The organism is Desulfurispirillum indicum S5 (assembly GCF_000177635.2).
Classification (GTDB): Bacteria; Chrysiogenota; Chrysiogenetes; order Chrysiogenales; family Chrysiogenaceae; genus Desulfurispirillum; species Desulfurispirillum indicum.
In genome coordinates, this window is the sequence record NC_014836.1 from 2,439,151 (window position 1) to 2,462,474 (window position 23,324).

Consider the following 23,324-nt stretch of genomic DNA (forward strand, 5'->3'; position numbering starts at 1 on the left):
TAATGAAGCGGATTATCAAAAAAGATCAGGCGCAGCGGGAAGTGAGCCAGATATACGACTTCAGCTTCGACAAGGCGCTTGGTCGGGAATCCACCGACGAGGACTATGATTTCCCTCACTTTCACTGGCAGAAAGAGTATTCCCAGGAAACTGCCTCCAAGGCGACCAAGAAGGTCTTTCAGCGTCTGGATTTCACGCCTTTGCTTGATGAATCCACCTATGGACGCAGACCTGAAGAGACTCCCCCCCAGGAAGCCTTTGTCTTTCCCTTTATGAACGAGCGCGTCAGTGGCGAGATCAAGGATATGCTGGACCGCGAACAGGTTCTGCGGATTGTAGCCGCTGAAGGCAATGCCATCAAGGTGGTGGCGGAAGCTCCCCGGGCATCAGCTCCTCCCAAGGTGGATCAGCCGGCTGCCGAGACAGTGTCCGCCGAAGCGTCTGTGTCCAGGGAAGAACTGCGTCAGCTGGAGCAGCGCAAAGGGGAACTGGAACAGCAGATTGCCACCCTGAGCGCGCAGCTGACAGGTATTGAGGGCCAGCTGCAGCAGAGTCAGCAACAGCTGGAGCAGTCTCAGGCCCAGGCCCGACAGGTTCTTGAAGAGGCCAGGGCCCAGGAGGAGAGTATCCGTGAGGAGGCCCGCAGCAAAGGCGAGGCCGATGCACGCCAGGAGCTGATCGCCATTGAAAGTCAGAAGCTCGATGGCGTGAAGAAGCAGTATGAAGAGAGCGTGGCGCGCGTAGGCGAAGCCGCGAAGAAGTTTGAGAAAGCCTATCTCGAGGCGGAGCAGAACCTCATCGATCTGGCTATCCACATTGCCACGAGTGTGATTAACACCGAGCTGAAAACCAACCATCTGGTGATTGTGGGACAGGTGAAGAAAGCCATTGTGGAGTTGATTAACCGTGAAGAGGCCGTGGTAAAGGTCTCTGCGGCAGATTATGACGCCCTGCAGAGCTCCCGCCCTGATGTCATGCAGTCGATACCCAGCCTGAAAGTCCTCACCATCGAAAAGGATGAAAGCCTCCCGGCCGGAAGCTGTGTGGTGGAAAACGAATATGGCTCCGTGCACGCCAATGTGCAGAGCAGCCTGCGTGAAATCGAACAGACCCTCAAAGGATAATCATCCATGCCCCTTGATGTGGAAAAGCTCAAGCACCGCATTGACCATACCCGCACTGTGAAACTCATCGGCAAGGTCACCAAGATCATCGGCCTGCTCATCGAATCCCGGGGGCCCGCCTCCTCCATCGGAGACCTGTGCCTCATCCATCCCATTAACCCCCGCGAACCCCTGGTGACGGCGGAAGTTGTCGGGTTTCGCGATGATGTTATCCTGTTGATGCCCCTGGGGGATCTGGCGGGAATCGGGCCAGGCAGTCGCGTCGAAGCCATGAAGGAGGTCTTCATGGTGCCCGTGGGTGACGCTTTGGTTGGCCGTGTGCTCAACGGCTTGGGCATGCCCATTGACGAGCAGCCTGAGCCGGAGTGCAAACGCCTCTATCCCGTTCAGGCGGCGCCGCCGAATCCCTTCACCCGCAAGCGCATTGATACCCCCATCGGCACTGGAGTGCGCGCCATTGACGGCCTGCTGACCTGGGGCAAGGGTCAGCGGGTGGGAATCTTTGCCGGCTCGGGCGTGGGCAAGTCCACACTGCTGGGGATGATTGCCAAGAACAGTCAGGCTGACATCAACGTCATTGCCCTGATAGGCGAGCGTGGTCGCGAGGTGCGGGAGTTCATCGAACGCGATCTTGGCCCCGACGGCCTGGCCCGCAGTGTGATTGTGGTCGCCACCAGTGATCAGCCGGCGCTGGTCCGGCGGCAGGGAGCCTATGTGGCCACAGCGATCGCCGAATACTTTCGCGATCAGGGAAAGAACGTCATGTTCATGATGGACTCCATCACGCGCTTCTGCATGGCCCAGCGCGAAATCGGGCTGGCGGTGGGTGAGCCGCCGACGACCAAGGGGTATACCCCCTCGGTTTTTGCCCTGCTGCCAAAGCTGATGGAGCGTACTGGAACCGGAACTGGTGAAGGCAGCATCTCCGCTCTCTACACGGTGCTGGTGGATGGCGACGATATTACCGAGCCGGTGGCCGACGCATCGCGATCTATCCTGGATGGTCATATCATGCTTTCGCGTAAGCTGGCTTCCCGAAACCACTTTCCGGCCATCGATGTGCTGGGCAGCGCCTCCCGCGTCTTTGGCGAAATCACCTCAGGGGAGCATCAGGAGCTGGCGGCCAAGTTGCGCAACCTGATGGCGGTCTACGGAGACGCTGAAGACCTGATCAACATCGGAGCCTACAGCAAGGGCACCAACAAGGAGATCGACCGCGCGGTCAGCCGCATGGGAGCCATCAACAGCTTCCTGCGTCAGGCGGTCAACGAGTCAGAGGATTTCGGCAATATCTGTGTCCTGATGAAACAGACTGTGGGTGAATAGACATGGCGTTCCGCTTTCGCTTCCAAAAGGTACTGGAGCATCGCCAGCGGCAGCTGGACATGCAGCAGAAGGTTATCGCGGAGTTTCGCCGCAAGAAGCTGGCTGCCGGTGAGCGCAAGCGCTCCCACGAAGCTCTTCTGCTGCAGGATACCGAGCATGTGCGCCAGTGTCGCCTCAAGGGAGATATGGCCACCGCCCAGCTCTTTTATGATTACCTGCCGGCCCACACCAAGGCCATCAGGAACTGTGAAATCGAAATTGCCAGCCTGGAGAATGAAATACGGCGCGCCACCGAAAAACTCAAAGACCTTTTCAAGCAGAAACGCAGCCTCGAATTTCTACGGGATCGTGATCTGCTGCGCCATCAGGAGCATGAGCGCCGCGAAGAGGAGAAAATGCTGGCTGAAATCAACACCATAAAATATGCGACCAACCAACGCGAAGGAGTGACTCCATGAAAACCCTGCCCCGCCTCTTTGTAGCGGTATACATGCTGATTATCCTCGGGCTTTTTCTCTCGGCGGCATCATCTGTTCGCGCCGAGGAGCGCTCTTTCTCGGGAGGGTATGAGAGCGAAATCAATGTGGATAAGGTTATCCAGAATCTGCGGCAGCGCGAAGAGGAGCTCAACCGACGGGAAAGCAATCTGCAGGCCCGCGAGCAGCAGCTTCAGCAGCTTCAGCGCGAGGTAAACGGTCAGATAAACCGTCTTGAAGCCCTGCGTGGCAACATTGAAGAACTCATTGGCATGATCGACAACGAACGCCAGCAGAGGCTGCAGAACGTTGCCAGTATCTACGAGACCATGAAGCCTCGCGAGGCGGCGGCCGTTGTTTCGGAGCTGCCGGCCCGCGAGGCGGCTGACATCTTTGCCGCGATGCCCCCTCGTACTGCCGGGGGTATTCTCCAGGCCCTGGGCCGCCTGAATCCTGCCCATGCGGCCCGTATCAGCCATGAACTCAAGACGGTTCAGGGATTTGAAGAGCTGCAGCAGCAGTTCTGAATCTGGCTTTGCGTAGGTATCCTATGCCGGAGCGATTTCGCGGCGCAGGGAGCGCAGCAGCATTTCGGTCATGATGGAGGCGGCTTCCTCGGGGGGCGACTGCAGCATGACCTTGCTGTCTTCGATGAGTTTCTGGCTGGCTGCCAGGTGACGCAGTGGCTCGCCTACGATGTAATAACTGATGCTGCCCACAATCATCAGGTAGGTCATAAAGGGGTTGCTGGTGTGAAATACCCCTTCTTTCTCGCCCAGGCCCAGGATATCAGAGAGCAGGTTGATCAGACGGATGACCTGCTCGAGAACCGACGGGGGCATGTTCTTGCCACCGCTGGCAACCTCCCACATCATCAGCACGGAGATCCGGCGGTCGTTGACCATGTTGCCCACATAGGCGTCAATGAACGCGCGTAACTTTCCCTCGGCGCCTTTGGCGGCGGCCACCTGCTCTTCCAGGGCGGTGGCGTGTCGATTGAGCATTTCTATGAGAACATGTTCATAGAGTTTTTGCTTGTCCTGAAAGTGATAGTAGATGCTTGCCTTATTGACGCCGGAGACCTTGGCGATCTCGTCGACGCGGGTGCCATCATAGCCATCACGGGAAAAAATATCCGATGAGGTTTCCAGGATTTTCGACATGGTTTCTGCGCTTCGGGCACGAATAGGCTTTCGCATGATTTTCCTCGGAAGAGTGTTGCTGGCTCATCGCAAAGGCTGTGACAAAACGTTGCGACAAACCCGGTCTGATGTTTTACTGAACTTTTTGCGGTTAAACTAAATGGCAAGTTTAGCCTTTTTTTTTGCGTCGTCAACAGATTCTGATTGGTTCGCCAGCAAAAGCGCGATAGTTTCCTGAGAATACTTGAGTTAGAGGAAAAATTCCCGTATTCTGCTGACAATTTTCAACTGTTGCCAGAGGGGGAGCTGTGTTTCGTCGAATGGGTTTCTTGCTTGTACCTTTGCTGCTCTGCATGCTCCTGTCTGCGCCGCTGCTGGGCAATGAATACAACGAAGACTACTTTTTTGGCGTCAAAAGTGATTATGAGCGCCTGTTGCGCAATGAGAGCACTCAATTCCGCTCGGCGTGGCTCAAGGTGATTGAAGGCTTTGAGCTCTTCTACCTGAATCGCCCCGACTCCCCCCTTGCCCCAGAGGCCATGTATAATGCCGGCGATGCCTATTTTCGCCTCTATCGCCTCTCCTCCAAAGACTACGACCTTGAACAGTCCCTGAGCACCTTCCGCACCCTTCCCCGCCGGTACGCCGACAGCGAAAAAGCTCCTGACGCCGCCTTCCAGGCGGGCCGCATCTATGAGGAGGAAAAGAATGACATCCTCCTGGCGGCAAGGCTCTATGAACAGCTTATTGAACGCTATCCCCGCAGCCAGGCGGCTGTGGATGCTCTGCAGCGGCTCGATGCCATGGGCGACATCGTTCGCTCTCCGGCCAATGTCAGTACGCGACGCCCTTCCGCCACCCGCTCCACTGTGCCGACGCTGGAAGATCCGGCGGTGGTGAAACCCACCCAGGTGGCGGCGACGAATCCAGTCCCCTCCCCGGCAGCGTCTGAGGAGGTTGAGCTGATCAAGGTCGACACCTTCTCCAATGCGGAGTACACCCGTGCGGTGCTGCGATTCAATGGCTTTGATGGTGATATCTCGCTGAAAAAACACTGGCTGCGTGAAGACCGCAATCTTGGGATGCCTCCCCGCCTCTTTGTGGATCTGTTCAATGTGCGCAAGTCGGAAAAGCTGGAAAATCTTGAGCTGGACAATACTCAGCTGCAGGGTATTCGCATGGCGCAGTACGACCGGGAAACGGTACGGGTCGTCTTTGACATCAACAGTGTCAGCGACTTCAAGGTTTTTGTGCTGCAGAATCCGGTGCGGGTTGTCGTTGACCTGATTTCCGAACCGGAGCCTGATCCCATGGCGGTAACCCGTAACCTGCTGGTGGCAGCCAAGACGCCGCCCCCCGTCGCGCAGTCCATCCAGGCTCCTGCCGCGCCACCCGCTGCGGGCAGTCGGGGTGGGGAAGTGCTTCTGGCGGAGCGCTCCAAACTGCCGGCTTCCGATGAGCCTGAACCACTGCAACTGGCTTCCCTGGAACCCCGTGCCATAAGCCTGGCCAAGCAGCTTGGCCTGGGGGTCAATACGGTGGTCATAGATGCTGGCCATGGCGGCAGAGATCCGGGGGCCGTGGGCTTTAACGGCCTGCTGGAAAAGGACGTGGTGCTGGATATTGCCTTGAAAACGGCGGCGTATCTGCGTCGCAACTCCGACCTGACCGTGCACCTGACGCGGGAGACCGACAAGTTTTTACCATTGGAGGCGCGCACGGCCATTGCCAATACCAAGCGGGCGGATCTCTTTGTGTCCATCCATACCAACGCCTTTCGTGATCCCAATGTGCATGGGCTGGAGACCTACTATCTGAATATCACATCTGATCCGCGCGCCATGGAAGTGGCGGCGCGGGAGAATGCCATATCCCAGAAGAGTGTCAGTGACCTGCAGAATATTCTCAATGACCTGATGCTGAATACCAAGATCAACGAATCTGCCATCCTGGCCCAGGTGGTCCACAACGACATGTTCCACGGAATACGTCGTCACCACCCCCAGGCGCGCAACGCGGGGATAAAGAAAGCTCCCTTCTATGTTCTGATTGGCGCCCAGATGCCGTCGATTCTTATCGAAACGGGTTTTATCACCAACCCCCGTGAAGGCACTTTGCTGGCCCAGGAATCCTATCGCCAGGCGCTGGCGGAAAATATCGCCAAGGGCATAATCCGTTATGCCGAAAATCACTAGGAGCCAGTTCTTTGGAGAAATTTGATGTATTCGAATCCTTTGTTCGCTATTACGGTTCGGCCTATCTCGTGGTCAACCGCACCCGTGGGTTGTGCCGGGGCATAAAAGAGCACTTCTTCAAGGATGACCAGGTGGTGCTGATCTTCAACCCTCTGACGCAGCCCCTGTGGAGCTATGAGGATGATGTGCTGCTGTGCACCCTCTCCTTTGACGGGGATCGTTGTGAAGTCGCCATATCCGAGCGGTCGGTGGCGGCAACCTACAGTGTTTACGAAGGGAAGGTTCAGGCCCAGGCGGTTTTCCCTCCGGAACTTGACGATATTGTGCTGGGTGAGTCTCCCCGTGAGGCAGCAGCAGAACCTGGTCGCGACAGCCAGGGCAAGAAGATCCTGAAGCTCTTCTGATGGGTGCTCCGTGAATGCTCATATCTTCCGGGCCAATGATATCCGCGGACTGGCCCACAGCGAACTGACGCCGCAGCTGGTGTCAGCAATCGGTGCCGCGTTCGCGCGTATGCTTCCCGCGAAAAAACACCCACGGGTTTTCGTGGGCAAGGATGCCCGTACGCACTCTGAGACCCTGGCTCACAGCTTTCTGGCAGGCCTTGCCTCGGTTCCCTGTGAAGTCGTCTATGGTGGCGATTGCACGTCGCCCATCTCCTACTTCGCCGCATCCCCTGCCGGGGGTGGTTTTGACGCCACGGTTATGGTTACCGGCAGCCACAATCCTCCTGAGTATAATGGACTCAAGATGACCCTGGGTGGTCGCAGCCTCAGTCCCGATCAGATTACCACCCTGCGCCTTGGCTGCGGGAGCGCCGTGACAGGGACACCAATGGTTCCCAGGGTTGACACTTCGGTTCTGGTGCGGTACCGGGAGTATCTGTGCAGCCTCTTCCCCACGCTGCAGGGAATGCGTATCGGCATTGACTGCGCCAATACGACCATGGCACTGGTGGCACCTGAAGTACTGGGCTGTCTGGGGGCCGAGGTTCACGCCCTCTTTACCGAGATTGACGGCACCTTTCCCAACCATCATCCCGACCCCACCATTGCGGAAAATCTTACCGACCTGATGGATCTGGTGCGCCAGCAGCGGCTGGATGTCGGCTTTGCCTATGATGGCGATGGAGACCGCGTGGGGGTGGTGCTGCCTCACCCCGATGATGGCGTACGGATTCTCTGGAGCGATCAGCTGCTGCTGCTCTTCGCCCGGGATATGGCGCGCCGTTATCCCGGCCGGCCGGTTACCGTGGTCAGCGAGGTGAAATGCTCCCAGCTGATGTATGATGGTATCAACCGGCTGCCGGGGTTCCGGGCCATTATGGGCAAAGCCGGCCACAGCTTTATCAAGAGCAGGATGCTTGATACCGGGGCCCTGCTGGGTGGCGAGATGAGTGGCCATATCTTCTTTGCCGATGAGTACCTGGGCTTTGACGATGCCCTGTACGCTTCCTGTCGATTTGCCTGCCTGCTGAAGCAGGGTGTTGATATCTGGGACGAACTGCGGGAGTTTGAGCAGGTCTGTTCCACGGCCGAACTGCGTCTGGAAAGTGATGACCAGCGGAAAGTGCAGATCGTGGACGCGGTTGCGACATACCTGCGGGATCCGGCGGTGCGATCAGCCAGTGGTATCCAGGATATCATTGATGTGGATGGTCTGCGTATCTGTTTTGGCGCCGGAGCCTGGGCGCTGCTGAGGGCAAGTAACACTCAGCCAGCGCTGGTGATGCGGGTTGAAGCTGCTACGCCAGCTGAGCTTGAGCGCTATCAGTGCTTTGTGGAGCAGCTGATTGAGCGGGTTTCTCCCAGAGTGGCAGAGGCCTGATGGCCATGATAACCCCATAACCCATGACACCGGAGGTGTGAGATGAATGATACCCTGAAGGGCCTTTTGCAGATCATGGCTGACCAAGGTGCGTCGGATTTGCACCTGGTTGCCGGCAGTCCGGCGCAGATTCGCGTTGATGGTCGTTTACGGCCGGTTAACCAGACCGTGCTCAGTGGTGAAGACATTGATCTGATGTGCCGCAGTACCGTTGAGGGCAAAGAAATTGCCCGCTTCCAGGAGAGTGGCGAGCTGGACAAGGCGCTTTTTCTGCCGGGTATCGCTCGTTTTCGCCTGAATCTGTATAAGGCGCTGGGGGAGACGGCGGCGGCATTCCGCATTATTCCCGAGAAGATTCCCGCCCTGGACGAGATCGGTTGCCCCCCCATGTATAAGCAGCTGGTCAAACGCGAGAAGGGGCTTGTCCTGGTGACGGGGCCGACGGGCAGCGGCAAGTCGACCACCCTGGCGTCCATGCTCAATGAGATCAATCTGACAGAGCATAAACACATTATTACCATTGAAGATCCGGTGGAGTTTATTCACCGGCACGACAAGTCACTCTTCTCTCACCGCAATATCGGCCGGGATACCCAGAGCTTCCCCCAGGCCCTCAAGTACGCCCTGCGGGAAGATCCCGATGTGATCCTGATCGGCGAAATGCGTGATCGCGCCACCATTGAAGCGGCGTTGACCGCCGCGGAGACCGGACACCTGGTATTCGGCACCCTGCACACCAATTCGGCCTCCCAGACCATCAACCGCATCATTGACGTCTTCCCCGGTGACGAGCAGTCGCAGATACGGGCTCAGCTTTCCGTCAGTCTGGTGGCAGTCATCGCCCAGGTGCTGGTGCCCCGGATCGGTGGCGGGCGGGTGGCTGTGCCGGAGATTCTCCTCAACACCAGTGCTGTGGGCAACCTGATCCGTGAGAGCAAGGTGCATCAGATTTACTCCCAGATGGATCTCGGCCGCAACCTGGGGATGCAGACCCAGGTGCGGATGATGGCGCAGCTGGTGCAGGATGGTGTGGTGGAGCGTACCACGGCGTTTCAGTTCAGCAACAACCCCGAAGAGCTGATGCGTGTTCTGGGGACAGGGAGTTAGAAATTTCCTGGTGACCATGACTACCATGTGAAGGGTTGCGGGAGCGACCTGGTCTCCTCTTTCCTGGATCCGTCCGCGCGCCTGTCGTGCGGACGGTGAGTTTTTTTGCATTTTTGACGGGTCTGTCTGGCAATTCGTTCATTATATGTGTTACACCCTTTTAGTTTTGATGTAAGTGCCGGCAAATGTGTGCAGACGTTTGCGCCGGTTTGTGCAGGCAGAGCTCCCGTACCGTTGCGGGGGCCCGATGTTATACCTTTTACTGAGGATGGTATGGGAAAAAAGAAACTCGTCATTGTGGAATCACCTGCCAAAGCGAAAACCATTAACCGCTACCTGGGGAATAATTTTACCGTCAAAGCCAGTGTGGGGCATGTCCGCGACCTTCCCAAGTCGACTTTTGGCGTTGATCTGGAAAATAACTTTGAGCCCAAGTATGTGACCCTGCGCGATAAGAAGAAGGTAATCGATGAGCTGAAAAGCGCTGCCAGCAGGGTTGATGAAGTCTTTCTGGCAAGCGATCCCGATCGCGAGGGAGAGGCCATCGCCTGGCATATCAGCGAGATTCTGCAGAAGGAAAACAAGGGACTTGCCATCAAGCGGGTGCTCTTCAACGAAATAACCAAGAAGGCCATTGTGCAGGCGTTGGAACATCCCGGCGAAATCGTCCAGCCCAAAGTGGATGCCCAGCAGGCCCGGCGGATTATCGACCGTATCGTGGGCTACAAGATCAGCCCCTTCCTGTGGGAGAAGATCTCGCGCAACCTCTCCGCCGGCAGAGTGCAGAGCGTGGCCCTGCGCCTGGTGTGTGAACGGGAGAAGGAGATCGACGCCTTTGTCACCGAGGAGTACTGGAGTGTTGTCACCCAGTTCATCAAGGACGAGGTGCCCTTTCAGGCCAAGCTCTTCCGCATCAAGGAGAAAAAGGCCCAGATCAAAGACGGAGACACGGCCCACGCCATCGTTGACGCCCTGAAAAAAGGTTCGTTCACGGTTGGCACGGTGGAAAAGAAGCAAAAGCGCAAGCGCCCCATGCCGCCTTTTACCACCAGCAAGCTGCAGCAGGATGCCTCACGCAAGCTGCGTTTTTCCGCCAAGAAGACCATGATGGTGGCCCAGTCACTCTATGAAGGGGTCAACCTTGGTGAGTACGGCCAGACGGGTCTGATCACCTATATGCGTACCGATTCCACCAGGCTCTCCCAGGATGCCATTGACATGGCCCGCGAATATATCGGCAAGACCTTCGGCCCCGATTATCTGCCGGAAAAGCCACGGGTCTACGCCACGGGCGGCAAGACCCAGGATGCCCACGAGGCGATTCGCCCCACCACTTCCCTGAACCCCGAAAGCATCAAAGCACACCTGACGGGGGATCAGTACCGCCTCTACAAGCTTGTTTTTGACAAGTTCCTGGCGTCGCAGATGGCCGATGCCCTGATTGACGCCACGGCGGCGGATATCATCAATGGCGACTACACCCTGCGCGCCACCGGAAGCGTGGTGGCCTTTGCCGGTCACCTGGCCCTCTATCAGGCGGTGGAGGAGAGTGCCAAAAAAGAAGAGGATATTCTGCCGCCCCTGCATCAGGGCGACAAGCTCACCAGTGAAGATATCCAGGCCCTGCAGCACTTCACGCAGCCACCGCCCCGCTATACGGAGGCGACACTGGTGAAGACCCTTGAGGAAAAAGGTATCGGCCGTCCCAGTACCTATGCCTCCATTCTCTCCACCATCGAAGATCGCAAGTATGTGGAAAAGGAGGACCGGAAGTTTACCCCCACCGAGCGTGGAAAAATCGTCAACGAGCTTCTGGTCAATCACTTCCCCGAACTCTTTGAGTACAGCTTTACCGCCAATCTCGAAGCCAAGCTCGACCGCATCGAGGAAGGCGAGGAGAACTGGAAAGATACCCTGGGGAACTTCTACGAAGGGTTTCAGCGGGAGCTGGAGAAGGCCAAGGAGTCGCTGAAACACGTTGACAAGATCAATATCAAGTCGGGGGTAGCCTGCCCGAAATGTGAAGCGGAGCTGGTGATCAAGAGCGGTCGCAACGGTGAATTCCTGGCGTGTATCCGCTATCCGGAGTGCGAGTTCACCTCCAACTTCACCAAGGAAGAGGATGGCTCCATCACCATTGTGCAGCGTCCGGCCGAAGAGATGACCAGCATCGCCTGCGACAAGTGTGGGAAGCCCATGGCCATCAAGATGTCACGACGTGGCCCCTTCCTGGCGTGCAGCGGTTATCCGGAATGCAAAAACCCTAAAAGCTTCCGCCGTGAAGAGGATGGCACCATTGTGGTGGTAGAGAAGAAGCCAGCTGAGCCCACCGATATCGCCTGTGAGAAGTGCGGCGCCCCCATGGTGATCCGCGCCTCCCGCCGCGGCGAGTTCCTGGCCTGCTCAGCGTTTCCCAAGTGCCGCAACACCAAGAATATGGAGCGCGATGAACAGGGTAAGGCGGTGATCAAGGAGAAAAAAGCCACCGCCAAGGAACCTGGCGAAAAGGCGGCAGCGCCCAAGGCAAAGGCGGCTGCCAAAAAGGCACCCGCAAAAAAATCAGCTGCGAAAAAGAAGTAGTGTTGCCCTCATGCCAAATACAAAACCCCCGCGGTCAGAGGACTGCGGGGGTTTTGTTTTCTGCAAAGAGATATCAGAACGCGAACATCACATGGAGGCGGGGAAAGAAGATCGGGCTCTCGGCGTAACCGAATATCTCCTCCTCAATCATGACCATCTGCACGGCTCCACCCAGGATGATATTGCGGGCGATGGATGTTTCATAGCCCACGGCTGCGCTAAAGCCGATTTCGGTGTCGTCATCTCCGTCCACATACATGCCGCCCAGCTCGTAGTAGGTGCCGTTCTGGTAGCGCTGGTTGTACGCCTTGTAGGTGAGTTCCAGCACGGTGAGATCCTCGCCGCTGGCGAAGCTGGCCTTGATGGCCGAGGTGCGCGTCAGGGCATGCTGAAAGATGATGTTCATCATGCCATCATCCTGGTTTCGATCAAAGATGCGCACGACATCGGTTCCGATGGCGTTATTGGCACTGGCGGTCGCGGGCAGCAGAAAAACGAGGGCAGCGAGCGTGCTGACGATCACTCTTTTCATGGGAACTCCTTCGGAATGAAATGAGCTCACTATAATTTCTTTTGCCGTGGGTGTAAAGCCTGCAGCGTTGTCTAGCAGCAGGCGCTCTCCAGTTCCTCGACACCCTGGGTAATGCTCCAGTCGATGCGGTTGTGCTCGTCCACATGGATGATGCGTGGCTTGAGAGTGCGGGCGACGGCATCCTCCATCTGGGCGTAGGAGATGATAATGATCAGATCACCTGGCTGTACCAGCCGTGCCGCGGCACCATTGAGGCAGATGACGCCGCTGCCGGGTTCGCCCTCGATGATATAGGTTTCAAAGCGGGCGCCATTGTTGATGTCGACGATGGCGACCTGTTCATATTCCAGCAGGTCGGCAGCTTCCATGAGTTCTCGATCGATGGTGATACTGCCGACATAATGCAGATTAGCTTCGGTGACGGTGGCTCGATGTATCTTGGATTTGCACATGGTACGCAGCATAGGGGTTACTCCTTGGCTTTGAGGGTAATGGAGGCGTTATCGATCAGGCGGGTTCTGCCGATATGGACGGCCAGGATAACTCTGGCTTCTTCGGTAATGGTTTCCAGGTGAGCCAGGGTGACCGGATCGACGATTTCCACATAGTCGATGGTGCACAGTGGCGAGGCTGCGAAGTGCTCCCGGAGAGCCTGCCGGATTCTGGAAGCATCCCGCTGTCCCTGGTTGAGTATCTCCTGGGCCAGCGTCAGGGCCTGAAAGAGCATGGTGGCCGCTGAGCGTTCCTCCGGCGAGAGGTAGGTGTTGCGGGAGCTCATGGCCAGGCCATCTTCTTCGCGCAGCGTGGGGCAGGCAACAATTTCGACGGGCATATTGAGGTCCCGGGTCATCTGGCGGATCAGGGCCAGCTGCTGGTAATCCTTCTCGCCGAAATAGGCCCGTTGGGGCTGAATCAGGTGAAACAGCTTGGTGACAACGGTGGTGACTCCGCGAAAGTGGCTGGGGCGGCTGGCGCCACAGAGGACGGCGGCCATGGGCGACTGAACCTCAACCCAGGTGCAGTGTCCAGGAGGGTAGATGTCCTGGGCTTGCGGGGCAAAGACGTAGTCAACGCCAGCGTCACGGGCCATATCCAGATCCCTTTGCAGGTCGCGGGGATAACTGTCCAGGTCTTCTGAAGGGCCAAACTGGGTGGGGTTGACAAAGATGCTCATGACCGTGCAGGCGTTCTCGCTTTTGCTGCGCTCCACCAGGCTCATGTGGCCAGCGTGGAGGTATCCCATGGTGGGGACCAGGCCAATGGTATGGGACGTCTTCTGCCAGAAAGCCCCAAGCACGTTGCACAGTTCCTTGCGTGTTTGTATGACCTGCAAGGTGCTACCCTTTGAAGCAGTGTTCCGGCTGCGGGAACACTGCTTGTTTTACTTCGGCGCGGTACTGGCGGAAAGCCTCGGCCACCTGCTCACCCAGCAGGGCGTACTGTTTGACGAACTTGGGCGTGAAGTCATCGAAAAGCCCCAGCAGATCGTGCATGACCAGAACCTGGCCATCACAGTCGGGGCCGGCCCCAATGCCGATGGTGGGAATACGCAGCTCTCGGCTGATGCGCTGCCCGAGGGATGCGGGGATGCCTTCCAGGACTAGGGCGAAAGCTCCGGCTTCCTGAAGGGCCAGGGCGTCGGCTGTCAGGGTGTCGGCAGCTTCAGCCCCTCTCCCCTGGACGCGGAAGCCGCCCAGTGTGTGAATGGATTGCGGTGTCAGGCCGATATGGCCCATGACGGGGATGCCGGCACCGACGATTTTGCGTACGGTGTCTGCCATGGCGCGCCCGCCTTCAATTTTGACGGCTTCGGCACCCGCCTCCTGTACGAGGCGGCCGGCATTGCGCAGGGCTTCTTCGGGGTTGATCTGGTAGGTCATGAAAGGCATGTCAGCGACGACCAGGGCATGCTTGGCCCCACGGCTGACGGCGCTGGTGTGGTAGATCATCTGTTCCAGAGTGACGCTCAGGGTGTTGGGCTGGCCGGAAAAAACCATGCCAACACTGTCCCCCACCAGGAGGATTTCGATACCCGCACTGTCGGCAATGCGGGCAAAAGACGAGTCGTAGGCGGTCAGCATGGCGATCTTTTCCCCCTCCGCTTTCATGGACATGACAGCGGTAGTGGTGATCTTGCCCACCTCAAGGACTTTGCTCATGTAAAGAACCTTTCTGGTCTGACCCCATGCGGGTGTCAGCCAAACAGTGTTTTCAGATTTTTTTCTTTTAGAGAACGTGGCAATTTTTGTCAAGACAAGAGCTTGCAATTTCCCGCAGTTTCTCTGTGGCTGCGCTCAAAGGGGCGTGCTCAGAGGGATCGTGTCAGTTCACCTCAATGGGGAAGGGGAAGAGTTTTTCCTTCTCTTTGATCTGTTCGGCTTTGGTGCGGGCGGCGTCCAGCTGGCCGAATTCACCGACTCTGACACGGTACCAGATACCTCGGTCTCCCTGGTCGGAAACCATATAGTAGGCGTCATAGCCTTTTTCCTTGAGGGCTTTCGCCTGGCTCTGCGCGGACTGCTCGTCCCGGAAAGCGGCTATCTGTATGGTGAATTTTCCGGCGGGTACCGTGCGTTTGAGAGATCCTTCGCCTGTGGCTGTGGCCGGAGCGGCCGGGGGAGCAGTCTTGGCTGCCGTAGGCTCAGCGGGGGAGCTTACCTGTGGTGTACTGGGTGCCTGGGGGCCGCTGGGGGTTGTTGGGGCGGCTATCTCCTGTTTTGCCCTGGCCAGCAGGTTGTCCTTTTCCTGGCGGGTTGCCTGGGCCTGCTCGGCAGCGCGCTGCGCTTCCTGGGCGGGTGGAACTTCCGCGAACTTGAGCTCAGGGGCTGTGGGCGCTCCGGGTGCGGTTGGCGCGCTCAGGGGCTGGGAGTTTGGCGGCAGGACGGTGGTGGTTTCCGTATCTGGCTGCAGGACGGAAATGCGCTGATCCATCTCTTTGGAGCCCAGGAGCATGCGACCGGCAAAGACTCCCAGGGCAAAGACCAGGGTGAGCCCGACTATAAAGACGATAAGGGTTGCAAATGTCTGATTGCCGCTTTTGCGGTTTGGCTGTTCCTGCTTGCTGCGTCCTGCGCGGGACGCGGTTCCAAATTGATCCACCTGTGGCCTCCTTGGCGGTTTCGGGGGGTTGTTACATGCGCTGGGGTGCGTCTATGCCGATGACATGGAGTCCGTTGCAGACGATCTGACGGGTTGCCTCCACCATGATGGTGCGGGCGGTCAGCAGTTCCTGCGTGGGGGCATTCATGACGCGGCATACATTATAAAAGCTGTGGAATGCCGATGCAACTTCGTTGAGATAGTGGGGGATGCGGTGGGGTTCGCGCGCCAGAGCCGCGCCTTCTACCACTTCAGTGAAGCGTCCCAGCACCTTGGCGAGGTCTTTTTCCTGTTCCGTGTCCATCACGCTGAAATCGATGGCGTCCAGGTTTTGCTGCGGGTACTTGTCGTTGGCTTTGAGCTGTTCGATGATGCTGCAGCAGCGGGCATGACAGTACTGGACATAGAAGACCGGGTTATCGTTGGTCTGCTGTTTGGCCAGCTCCAGGTCGAAATCCAGGTGGGAGTCGCAGCGGCGCATGAGGAAGAAGTACCGGGCGGCATCGGTGCCCACCTCGTCCAGCACGTCGCGCAGGGCATCGAACTCGCCGGAGCGGGTGCTCATGGCGACGGGCACACCCGCGCGCTGCAGGCTGACCAGCTGGATGAGGATGACTTCCAGATCGTCGGGGTTGCGATCCAGCAGGTTGACGGCGGCCTTGAGTCGGTTCACATAGCCGTGGTGGTCGGCTCCCCAGATATCGATCAGGGTGTCGAAGCCACGCTGGAATTTATTGCGGTGGTAGGCGATATCGGCGGCAAAGTAGGTGGTTTCGCCATTGCCACGGCGCACGACGCGATCTTTGTCATCACCGAAGGCGGTGGTGCGGACCCACAGGGCGTCGCCCTCTTCATAGGCCTTGCCGGCAGTCTGCAGCTGATCCAGCTCCCGGCTGACGTGGCCCTGTTCGTGAAGATCCTTTTCCGAGAAATAATGGTCGAAGCTGACCCGGAAGCGCTGCAGGTCGTCTTTGATGCCCTGCAGGATCACATCACCGGTCAGGGTGGTGAAAAAGGGTATGCTGGAGCGGTCGCCTTCAAACTTGCGGCCGTACTTGGTGAGGACATCCCGGGCGATATCAGTAATATAGTCGCCCTGGTAGCAGCTCTCTTCCAGGGTCATTTCCTCGTGTCCCAGCAGCTGCATGTAGCGGATATAGGTGGAGAGGCCCAGGTTGTTCATCTGGTTGCCGGCATCGTTGATATAGTATTCGCGGTGCACATTGTAGCCGGCGTACTCGAGAATGCGGGCAATGGCGTCTCCCACGGCAGCTCCCCTGCCATGGCCGATATGCAGAGGGCCGGTGGGATTGGCGCTGACAAATTCCACCATGACGCGGCGGTTCTGGCCTACGGCGCTGCGTCCATACTGCTCACCTTCCCGCAGAATGGTTTTGAGGACTTCCAGGGAGGCGGCCGGGCGTACAAAGAAATTCATGAAGCCGGGGCCGGCGATTTCCACTTTCTCAATGGCGCTGTGGGAAAGGTGTGCCATGATGGCCTGGGCTATGGCTCGTGGTGGCTGCCCCATGATCTTGGCCAGTGGCATGGCTATGGTGCAGGCGAAATCGCCAAAGGATTTTTCCTTAGGGTTTTCGATGATGATCTCGGGGAGACCCTGGCCTTCGGGCAGGGACAGGGTGCCCCTCTGTATTGCCTGTTCAATGGCGTTTCGCACGCATTCCGCAATGAGCTGTCGCATAGGTGACGATTCCTTGTTTCTGGAAAAATGAAGTGTTAAGCCACAGCATCATAGTGATTCTTGCCTGCCATGGCAAGAGCAAGGGACGACTAAAGTAGCGTTGGTTGCCTGTGGTACCTTTACTTGCGGTAGCCTGCGCAATGGTGTATATAATTTGCTTTTGTTTCCAGAAGGCTGCTTTGGATGTGTTTTCTGCAAACGGTGACACTATCACTTGAGTACAAGAGGTTTCATGCAACGGGAGTTCAAGCGCAACTTTTCCATTATTGCCCATATTGATCACGGGAAGTCGACCCTGGCTGACCGCATCATAGAGTTTACGGGTGCCATACAGGATCGCGAAAAAAAGGACCAGCTGCTGGATCGCATGGATCTGGAGCGCGAGCGTGGCATCACCATCAAGGCCCAGGCCATTACCCTGAACTACCTGGCGCAGGATGGGAACACCTACGAGCTGAACCTGATTGATACTCCGGGGCACGTGGACTTTTCCTATGAGGTATCCCGCAGCCTTGCCGCCTGTGAAGGGGCACTGCTGGTGGTTGACGCTTCCCAGGGTGTCGAGGCCCAGACTCTGGCAAACGTGTACCTGGCCCTGGACAACGACCTTGAGCTGATTCCGGTGCTCAATAAAATCGATCTGCCGTCGGCGGAGCCGGAGCGTATCAAGCAGCAGATTGAAGATATTATCGGACTGGATACTTCCGATGCCGTTATGGCCTCTGCCAAGGAGGGGATCGGTATCGGCGATATTCTCGAGGCGGTGGTGCAGCGCATTCCCTCACCGGAGGGCTCAGAGGAAGCGCCGCTGCAGGCACTTATTTTCGACTCCTGGTTTGACCCCTACCAGGGCGTGATCATCATGGTGCGGATTGTGAATGGCTCTTTGCGCAAGGGGATGCGTATCCGCTCCTTCAAGGGAAGGAAGGAACACGAGGTCACCCATGTGGGGTACTTTGACCCCTTTCAGCAGGATGTGGACTGTCTCAGCGCCGGCAGTGTCGGCTTTGTGATCGCCGGTATCAAGGATATTCAGGAGGTCAAGGTCGGTGACACCATCACGCGCTGTGACCACCCGGCCAAGCAGCCGCTGGACGGTTACAAGGAAGTGAAGCCCATGGTATTCAGCGGGCTTTACCCTGTGGACAGTGCAGAGTACGATGACCTGCGGGACGCTCTGGAAAAGCTGGTGCTCAACGACGCTTCCCTGAGTTTTGAGCTGGAGAGCTCGGCGGCCCTTGGTTTTGGTTTTCGCTGTGGCTTCCTGGGACTTCTGCACATGGAGATCATTCAGGAGCGTCTGGAGCGCGAGTACAACCTGAATCTCATTACCACGGCGCCTACGGTGACCTACGCGGTGCACGATATCCATGGTGGGTGCACCATGGTGGACAACCCCACGCAGCTGCCGGATCCGCAGTTGATCGACCATATCGAAGAGCCGTATATTGTTGCCAACATCATGTGTCCCAACGACTACGTGGGGCAGGTGATCACCCTGTGCCAGATGAAGCGCGGGATTCAGAAGGCCATTCAGTATATTGGATCTGACCGGGTCATGGTCACCTATGAATTGCCGCTCAACGAAGTGGTCATGGATTTTTATGATGCCCTGAAGAGCGCGACGCGCGGCTATGCCTCTTTGGATTATGACTTCCTGGAGTATCGCCCCGGCAAGCTGGTCAAGCTCGATATACTGCTCAACGGCGACACGGTGGACGCCTTGAGTCTGATCGTGCACGCTGACAGCGCCTATGCCCGTGGCCGCGACCTGGCAGCCAAGATGCGCGAAATCATTCCGCGCCAGATGTTCGAAGTGGCGATTCAGGCCGCTATCGGTAATAAGATCATCGCTCGCGAGACCGTCAAGGCCATGCGGAAAAACGTTCTTGCCAAGTGTTATGGTGGCGATATCACCCGAAAAAAGAAGCTTCTGGAGAAACAGAAGGAAGGAAAGAAACGCATGAAACAGGTGGGAGCAGTGGAAGTTCCTCAGGAAGCATTTATGGCCGTTCTGCGTGTCGGCACGGAGGGAAGGTAAGTGGTGAACGAGACCCATACCGACAAGGAAGGAACGCCGGTATCCCGGGAGGGAAATCCCAGGGGGATGCGCCACTTGCTGGAGAGGCACCTTGATCTGATTATCGCGGTTTTCTATACGCTGTGCCTGATCTTCTGGGCCGATCAGCTGCCCCTGAAAATGGGGACGGCCACGGTATCTTTGCCCATGGTGGTGATACTGACCGCATTGATTGCCCACCACGCCTTCTATTACGTGGTCCGCCTGCTGAAGACCACCATTGAAAAGGGAAGATTCCAGCGTTTTGTGGACGAAATATCCCAGGTGCTTGCCATGGCCCTGGTGATTATCATCTTCATCGTGCAGGCCTTCAAGATCCCTTCCGGATCCATGCTGGAGACGCTGCAGATCGGTGACCACCTGCTGGTGAACAAGTTTATATACACTTTTGTAGAAGTTGAGCGCGGTGACGTGGTGGTGTTCAAGTTTCCCCCTGAGCCTCACATCGACTATATCAAGCGTGTCGTTGGCCTGCCAGGCGACCGGATTCGCATCGAGGCCAAGCGGGTCTATGTGAATGACGAGCCCTTTGTGACCGGTTTTGAACAGTTTAAGGATTCCCAGCTGCAAACGGGTTCGCCCCGCGACAATATGAAGGAATTCCAGGTTCCCCAGGGCAATTACTTCATGCTGGGTGACAACCGGGATAACTCTTTCGACAGTCGCTTCTGGGGATTTGTTCCCGAAGAAAACATCGTTGGGAAAGCATTCATTCTCTATTTTTCCTGGGATTCCGAAAACAGCGCTGTGCGTTTTAATCGCATCGGCCGCCTGATACGGTGAGAGCGTGGAAGCAACCAAAGCCACCATAGCCGATGTGAAGCAGATTCACACCATCATCAACCGCTTTGCTCAGGAGCAGCTGATGCTGCCCAAGGCGCTGAGCGATATCTATGAGACCATCCGCGATTTTTTTGTTCTGCGTGACGAGCAGGGGCAGGTTACGGCCTGCGGAGCCCTGCACGTTATCTGGGAGGATCTGGCCGAAATTCGCAGCCTGGCCGTAGCCCATGGCTTTCAGGGTCAGGGCCTTGGCAGCTGTATCGTGAGCGCCTGCCTGCAGGAGGCAAATTTCCTGGGGGTGAGGCGTATCTTTGCTCTTACCTATCAGAAGCCTTTCTTTGAGAAGATGGGTTTTCACGAAGTGGAGAAGAGCGAACTGCCCCACAAGATATGGGCTGACTGTGTCAAGTGCGCGAAGTTCCCGGAGTGCGATGAGATTGCCATGGAAATTCTGCTGCAAGGTGTGCGCGCAAGCTGATGGCAACACAGATTATCGGGGCGACGGGCATATTCGATGGCAGGCAGTGGGTACAGACTGTCGCCGTCCGCGACGGGGTTCTGCAGCCCGCCGGGGGCTGCCCTGCGGATCACGCCATCGAAGGAGTGCTTTTCCCTGGCTTTGTCAACGCCCATGCGCACCTGGACCTCTACTTTACCCTGGAGCCCGGCCCCTTCTATCAATGGGTGCAGCGGCTGATCGACAAAATATTTCACGAATATGATGCCGACTTCTCCATTCCCCTTTCCCTGAAGCTCCTTCGTGACTCTGGCGTGCGTTATGTGGGTGATATTGCCCGCAGGCCCCAGGCAGATCGCCTTCAGGAAGAGATTTTCGTCCGCAGTTTCTACGAGTTTATCGTGCGTTATCCGGACATCAGTGAGGAGGGTTTCTACTCGCCCCACTCGCTGTACACGGTTCCCCACGATTTCCTGCAGCGTTTTGGCCGGGAGAATCGGCAGCGCTTTCAGATCCATCTGGCAGAGTCCAGAGACGAGTACGAGTACTTCATCCGCGGTAACGAGACCTTTTACCGCGAATACCTGCAGAAATTCTCCCGGGAGCGCTTTGGGCAGCCGTATCGCTCGCCAGTGCAGGTGCTGGATGACCTGGGGCTGCTGGGGCCTCTCTCGATTCTCGTGCATATGGGCGAGGCCACCGGAGAAGATCTTGACCTGGTGCAGCGCGCTGGGGCCAGTGTTATTGCCTGCCCGGAAAGCAACCGGTTCCTTGGCAATGCGGTCGCCGACCTGCGCGGCCTTGAGGAGCGTGGTATCCCCTATGGTATAGGCACCGATGGTAAATGCTCACGCCACGCTCTGGATTTTCTGGAGGATTATCACGCTGTTGCGGGAGTGGTGGGATATGAGAGTGCCTTCCGCGCTGCGACCAGTGGGGGCGCGGGCGTCATCGGCCTGGGGGACGCGTACAGCCTGTATGGACAGCCGGTATCCCGGGCGGTTGTGGGTCTTGGTGATGGCGTGAATATCAACCGGGTCAAGAGCCTGAGCGATGTCCTGGCAGGCGCCTGAAATAAGGGCTGGTTACAGGAAGGAACGCTGAAAGGGGCTGCCCTGTCCCACCTTGATCTGCCCGCGACGCAGCTCGGTTGCCGAATCGTACTGGGCCTCCAGGCGCTCCTTGAGGTAGTCGTAGGCGAGCCAGGGGTCAATGGTGTTTGAGGGTGTGAAGATATCCACGGCGGCGTAGCTGTGGGATGGCCAGGTATGAATGGACACCCGAATATCTGCCGTGATGACGGTGCCGTTGGCGCCGTTTTCTGGTGTAGGCTGAAAAAAACTCTCTTCGATGGAGGAAGTGCTGAAGGTGATGGCGCCTTCCACGTGTTGCTGAATCAGAACCACATCGCCGATAATCTGCGGGTTACAATTATAAAATTCGACAATAATGTGTTTTGCCAGCGCGTGGACCAATCCGGCACCTCCTTGAAAAATAAGAAAATACTTTTACTCTATTGGTGTGCCGGGCGTCAAGGATGTTTCTGGTTGACGGCGGGTAATGGCCTGTACAGAGGGCTGGCGGGGTGAGTGTTTTTTGCTTGCCTCGGATGAATATCTTTGCCAAAATTACTGTTTTGTTCAGCTGGCTGCTGAGGAAAACTCTCTGGGGCGCAAGCCTGTAGTCGTCTGTGGCTGCAATGCCTTGCGCACTGGGTGCTTTCAGCTGCCGACGGTCTTTTTGCAAGCTGTCTGTGGTTTCGGGCGCGCGGGGATCGTTTATGGAGTGGATGTTATGGAGAGAAAAGGGCTTATGTTTACGTTTTGTGCGATTACCGCTGCTGACGCCTTGGGCGACCACTGCCAGACGGCTGCTTCAGCCCTCGAGGGTGGAGCGGATATGATTCAGCTTCGTGCCAAGGAATTGTCTGGCGATGACCTGCTCGTCTGCGCCAAGAAGATCATGGAACTCAAGTCCCGCTTCCGTTTCACCTTTATCGTGAATGATTCCATCGAGGCAGCGCTGAAATCCAATGCTGACGGAGTCCATCTGGGGCAGGATGACGACGGTCTGGAATTTGCCCGCGATATTCTCGGCCCCGACGCCATTGTGGGTATTTCCACCCATACCCTGCAGCAGGCAAAGTCCGCTGTGGCTGCCGGCGCGGATTATATTGGCTTTGGCCCGATGTTTGCCACGATGACCAAGTCATCGGAGTATGAACCCCGTGAAGTGGGAGATCTGCTCAAGGTGGCCCAGGGTGTCGAAGTGCCGGTGTGCGCCATTGGAGGCATCAGCGTCGCGTCCGTGGCGCAGCTGATTGTTGCGCCCAATGTGTTCGTGGCCAGTATAAGTGGCTTCCGGCGCGAAGACATGAAAGCGGCTGTCGGTGAGTATGTCCACGCGGTGGAAGAGTGCCGCCGCCTCAAGGGGTTTGACGTATCCTGACGCACCTGGCGGCTTTTCAACGGCCTGTTTGCGAGAAAAGACTTTACTAATGAAGCTTAAGGTGTTAACTACCCTGGGCTTAACTGGCCGCCGGGTTCAAGGGCCCGGCAGGCGGAAAACAACCGACTAACAATCTCACATACAATGCAAGGAGAAAGACGAAATGGCTCTGACGAAAGAGAGAAAAACTGAGATTATGAGGGAATTCGGGATGTCCGAAGGGGATACTGGTTCTCCTGAGGTACAGATCGCCCTGCTGACTGAGCGCATCAATTACCTGACCGAACACTTCAAGGATCACAAGCACGACTTCCACTCCCGCCGTGGATTGCTGATGCTGGTCGGCAAGCGACGTCGCCTGCTGGACTACCTGAAGAAGAAGGAAATCGACCGTTACCGTAAGATTATTGAACGCCTGAATATCCGTAAGTAAGTTTTCCTCGAAC

General features: G+C 57.0%; 23 protein-coding genes. 15 read left to right on the plus strand and 8 right to left on the minus strand.

What is annotated here, in order from left to right:
* Window positions 1-2: 2 nt before the first annotated feature.
* From SELIN_RS11405 to SELIN_RS11420, 4 genes are read left to right on the plus strand one after another with little or no spacing between them, the layout of a single operon-like run.
* The gene (locus SELIN_RS11405; protein WP_013506805.1) at window positions 3-1,124 is read left to right on the plus strand and encodes a FliH/SctL family protein; all 1,122 of its coding nucleotides are present in this window, start codon (window positions 3-5) and stop codon (window positions 1,122-1,124) included.
* Window positions 1,125-1,130: 6 nt separating this feature from the next.
* Window positions 1,131-2,450 carry a flagellar protein export ATPase FliI gene (fliI, locus tag SELIN_RS11410; protein WP_013506806.1) on the plus strand — a complete coding sequence of 440 codons (1,320 nt, stop codon included), beginning with the start codon at window positions 1,131-1,133 and terminating at the stop codon, window positions 2,448-2,450.
* A gap of 2 nt (window positions 2,451-2,452) precedes the next feature.
* Window positions 2,453-2,908, plus strand: a complete 456-nt coding sequence (locus SELIN_RS11415) for a flagellar FliJ family protein (protein WP_013506807.1) — start codon at window positions 2,453-2,455, stop codon at window positions 2,906-2,908.
* The gene (locus SELIN_RS11420; protein ID WP_013506808.1) at window positions 2,905-3,453 is read left to right on the plus strand and encodes a MotE family protein; all 549 of its coding nucleotides are present in this window, start codon (window positions 2,905-2,907) and stop codon (window positions 3,451-3,453) included. Before SELIN_RS11415 ends, SELIN_RS11420 begins: the two co-directional genes overlap by 4 nt.
* Before the next feature lie 21 nt (window positions 3,454-3,474).
* Here the strand turns inward: SELIN_RS11420 and SELIN_RS11425 are convergent, their stop codons facing one another.
* Entirely contained in the window at window positions 3,475-4,125 is a 651-nt protein-coding gene (locus SELIN_RS11425) for a TetR/AcrR family transcriptional regulator (protein WP_013506809.1), read from the minus strand.
* 251 nt (window positions 4,126-4,376) lie between these two features.
* Here SELIN_RS11425 and SELIN_RS11430 point away from each other — a divergent pair, with 251 nt between their 5' ends.
* The 5 genes from SELIN_RS11430 (at window position 4,377) to topA (ending at window position 11,777) form a co-directional block, all read left to right on the plus strand.
* Entirely contained in the window at window positions 4,377-6,263 is a 1,887-nt protein-coding gene (locus SELIN_RS11430) for an N-acetylmuramoyl-L-alanine amidase (RefSeq protein ID WP_013506810.1), read from the plus strand.
* 11 nt (window positions 6,264-6,274) lie between these two features.
* A complete protein-coding gene (locus tag SELIN_RS11435) occupies window positions 6,275-6,667 on the plus strand; it encodes a hypothetical protein (protein ID WP_013506811.1) in 393 nt (130 codons plus the stop codon).
* A 10-nt stretch (window positions 6,668-6,677) separates the two neighbouring features.
* Window positions 6,678-8,090, plus strand: coding sequence for a phosphomannomutase/phosphoglucomutase (locus SELIN_RS11440; protein ID WP_013506812.1), 1,413 nt, complete (start codon window positions 6,678-6,680; stop codon window positions 8,088-8,090).
* A 42-nt stretch (window positions 8,091-8,132) separates the two neighbouring features.
* Window positions 8,133-9,197, plus strand: coding sequence for a type IV pilus twitching motility protein PilT (locus SELIN_RS11445; RefSeq protein WP_013506813.1), 1,065 nt, complete (start codon window positions 8,133-8,135; stop codon window positions 9,195-9,197).
* A 273-nt stretch (window positions 9,198-9,470) separates the two neighbouring features.
* Entirely contained in the window at window positions 9,471-11,777 is a 2,307-nt protein-coding gene (gene topA, locus SELIN_RS11450) for a type I DNA topoisomerase (protein WP_013506814.1), read from the plus strand.
* Between the two features lie 73 nt (window positions 11,778-11,850).
* On the opposite strand, the gene SELIN_RS11455 is transcribed toward topA, so the two are convergent.
* The 6 genes from SELIN_RS11455 to argS form a co-directional block, all read right to left on the minus strand.
* A complete protein-coding gene (locus SELIN_RS11455) occupies window positions 11,851-12,309 on the minus strand; it encodes a hypothetical protein (RefSeq protein WP_013506815.1) in 459 nt (152 codons plus the stop codon).
* 71 nt (window positions 12,310-12,380) lie between these two features.
* Window positions 12,381-12,773 carry an aspartate 1-decarboxylase gene (gene panD / locus SELIN_RS11460; protein ID WP_013506816.1) on the minus strand — a complete coding sequence of 131 codons (393 nt, stop codon included), beginning with the start codon at window positions 12,771-12,773 and terminating at the stop codon, window positions 12,381-12,383.
* Window positions 12,774-12,778: 5 nt separating this feature from the next.
* A complete protein-coding gene (gene panC / locus SELIN_RS11465) occupies window positions 12,779-13,642 on the minus strand; it encodes a pantoate--beta-alanine ligase (RefSeq protein WP_041726094.1) in 864 nt (287 codons plus the stop codon).
* A gap of 4 nt (window positions 13,643-13,646) precedes the next feature.
* Complete coding sequence (panB, locus tag SELIN_RS11470; RefSeq protein WP_013506818.1) at window positions 13,647-14,468, minus strand: 3-methyl-2-oxobutanoate hydroxymethyltransferase; 822 nt, start codon at window positions 14,466-14,468, stop codon at window positions 13,647-13,649.
* 163 nt (window positions 14,469-14,631) lie between these two features.
* Complete coding sequence (locus SELIN_RS14215) at window positions 14,632-15,408, minus strand: SPOR domain-containing protein (protein ID WP_013506819.1); 777 nt, start codon at window positions 15,406-15,408, stop codon at window positions 14,632-14,634.
* 31 nt (window positions 15,409-15,439) lie between these two features.
* On the minus strand, window positions 15,440-17,110 hold the full coding sequence (gene argS, locus SELIN_RS11480) for an arginine--tRNA ligase (RefSeq protein WP_013506820.1): 1,671 nt from the start codon (window positions 17,108-17,110) through the stop codon (window positions 15,440-15,442).
* A 232-nt stretch (window positions 17,111-17,342) separates the two neighbouring features.
* Here argS and lepA point away from each other — a divergent pair, with 232 nt between their 5' ends.
* Genes lepA through SELIN_RS11500 form a run of 4 tightly spaced genes read left to right on the plus strand, consistent with a single transcriptional unit; the run spans window position 17,343 to window position 21,503 of the window.
* On the plus strand, window positions 17,343-19,151 hold the full coding sequence (gene lepA, locus SELIN_RS11485) for a translation elongation factor 4 (RefSeq protein WP_013506821.1): 1,809 nt from the start codon (window positions 17,343-17,345) through the stop codon (window positions 19,149-19,151).
* A 3-nt stretch (window positions 19,152-19,154) separates the two neighbouring features.
* Window positions 19,155-19,973: a signal peptidase I gene (gene lepB / locus SELIN_RS11490; RefSeq protein ID WP_198007094.1), complete on the plus strand. Its 819-nt coding sequence runs from the start codon at window positions 19,155-19,157 to the stop codon at window positions 19,971-19,973.
* A 4-nt stretch (window positions 19,974-19,977) separates the two neighbouring features.
* Window positions 19,978-20,451, plus strand: a complete 474-nt coding sequence (locus SELIN_RS11495) for an N-acetyltransferase (RefSeq protein WP_013506823.1) — start codon at window positions 19,978-19,980, stop codon at window positions 20,449-20,451.
* Window positions 20,451-21,503 carry an amidohydrolase family protein gene (locus tag SELIN_RS11500; RefSeq protein WP_013506824.1) on the plus strand — a complete coding sequence of 351 codons (1,053 nt, stop codon included), beginning with the start codon at window positions 20,451-20,453 and terminating at the stop codon, window positions 21,501-21,503. The genes SELIN_RS11495 and SELIN_RS11500 overlap by 1 nt, the downstream gene beginning before the upstream one ends.
* A gap of 12 nt (window positions 21,504-21,515) precedes the next feature.
* Here the strand turns inward: SELIN_RS11500 and speD are convergent, their stop codons facing one another.
* On the minus strand, window positions 21,516-21,905 hold the full coding sequence (gene speD / locus SELIN_RS11505; RefSeq protein ID WP_013506825.1) for an adenosylmethionine decarboxylase: 390 nt from the start codon (window positions 21,903-21,905) through the stop codon (window positions 21,516-21,518).
* Between the two features lie 337 nt (window positions 21,906-22,242).
* Between speD and thiE the strand changes: the two genes are divergently transcribed.
* A complete protein-coding gene (gene thiE, locus SELIN_RS14860) occupies window positions 22,243-22,878 on the plus strand; it encodes a thiamine phosphate synthase (RefSeq protein WP_198007095.1) in 636 nt (211 codons plus the stop codon).
* A gap of 163 nt (window positions 22,879-23,041) precedes the next feature.
* Window positions 23,042-23,311, plus strand: a complete 270-nt coding sequence (rpsO, locus tag SELIN_RS11515; protein WP_013506827.1) for a 30S ribosomal protein S15 — start codon at window positions 23,042-23,044, stop codon at window positions 23,309-23,311.
* Window positions 23,312-23,324: the final 13 nt, after the last annotated feature.

Bases quoted from the DNA above. Each gene is read 5' to 3' on its own strand.
- SELIN_RS11405 (WP_013506805.1), top strand. From the start codon at position 3: ATGAAGCGGATTATCAAAAAAGATCAGGCGCAGCGGGAAGTGAGCCAG.
- fliI (WP_013506806.1), top strand. From the start codon at position 1,131: ATGCCCCTTGATGTGGAAAAGCTCAAGCACCGCATTGACCATACCCGC.
- SELIN_RS11415 (WP_013506807.1), top strand. From the start codon at position 2,453: ATGGCGTTCCGCTTTCGCTTCCAAAAGGTACTGGAGCATCGCCAGCGG.
- SELIN_RS11420 (WP_013506808.1), top strand. From the start codon at position 2,905: ATGAAAACCCTGCCCCGCCTCTTTGTAGCGGTATACATGCTGATTATC.
- SELIN_RS11425 (WP_013506809.1), bottom strand. From the start codon at position 4,125: ATGCGAAAGCCTATTCGTGCCCGAAGCGCAGAAACCATGTCGAAAATC.
- SELIN_RS11445 (WP_013506813.1), top strand. From the start codon at position 8,133: ATGAATGATACCCTGAAGGGCCTTTTGCAGATCATGGCTGACCAAGGT.
- topA (WP_013506814.1), top strand. From the start codon at position 9,471: ATGGGAAAAAAGAAACTCGTCATTGTGGAATCACCTGCCAAAGCGAAA.
- SELIN_RS11455 (WP_013506815.1), bottom strand. From the start codon at position 12,309: ATGAAAAGAGTGATCGTCAGCACGCTCGCTGCCCTCGTTTTTCTGCTG.
- panD (WP_013506816.1), bottom strand. From the start codon at position 12,773: ATGCTGCGTACCATGTGCAAATCCAAGATACATCGAGCCACCGTCACC.
- panB (WP_013506818.1), bottom strand. From the start codon at position 14,468: ATGAGCAAAGTCCTTGAGGTGGGCAAGATCACCACTACCGCTGTCATG.
- argS (WP_013506820.1), bottom strand. From the start codon at position 17,110: ATGCGACAGCTCATTGCGGAATGCGTGCGAAACGCCATTGAACAGGCA.
- lepA (WP_013506821.1), top strand. From the start codon at position 17,343: ATGCAACGGGAGTTCAAGCGCAACTTTTCCATTATTGCCCATATTGAT.
- SELIN_RS11500 (WP_013506824.1), top strand. From the start codon at position 20,451: ATGGCAACACAGATTATCGGGGCGACGGGCATATTCGATGGCAGGCAG.
- thiE (WP_198007095.1), top strand. From the start codon at position 22,243: ATGTTTACGTTTTGTGCGATTACCGCTGCTGACGCCTTGGGCGACCAC.
- rpsO (WP_013506827.1), top strand. From the start codon at position 23,042: ATGGCTCTGACGAAAGAGAGAAAAACTGAGATTATGAGGGAATTCGGG.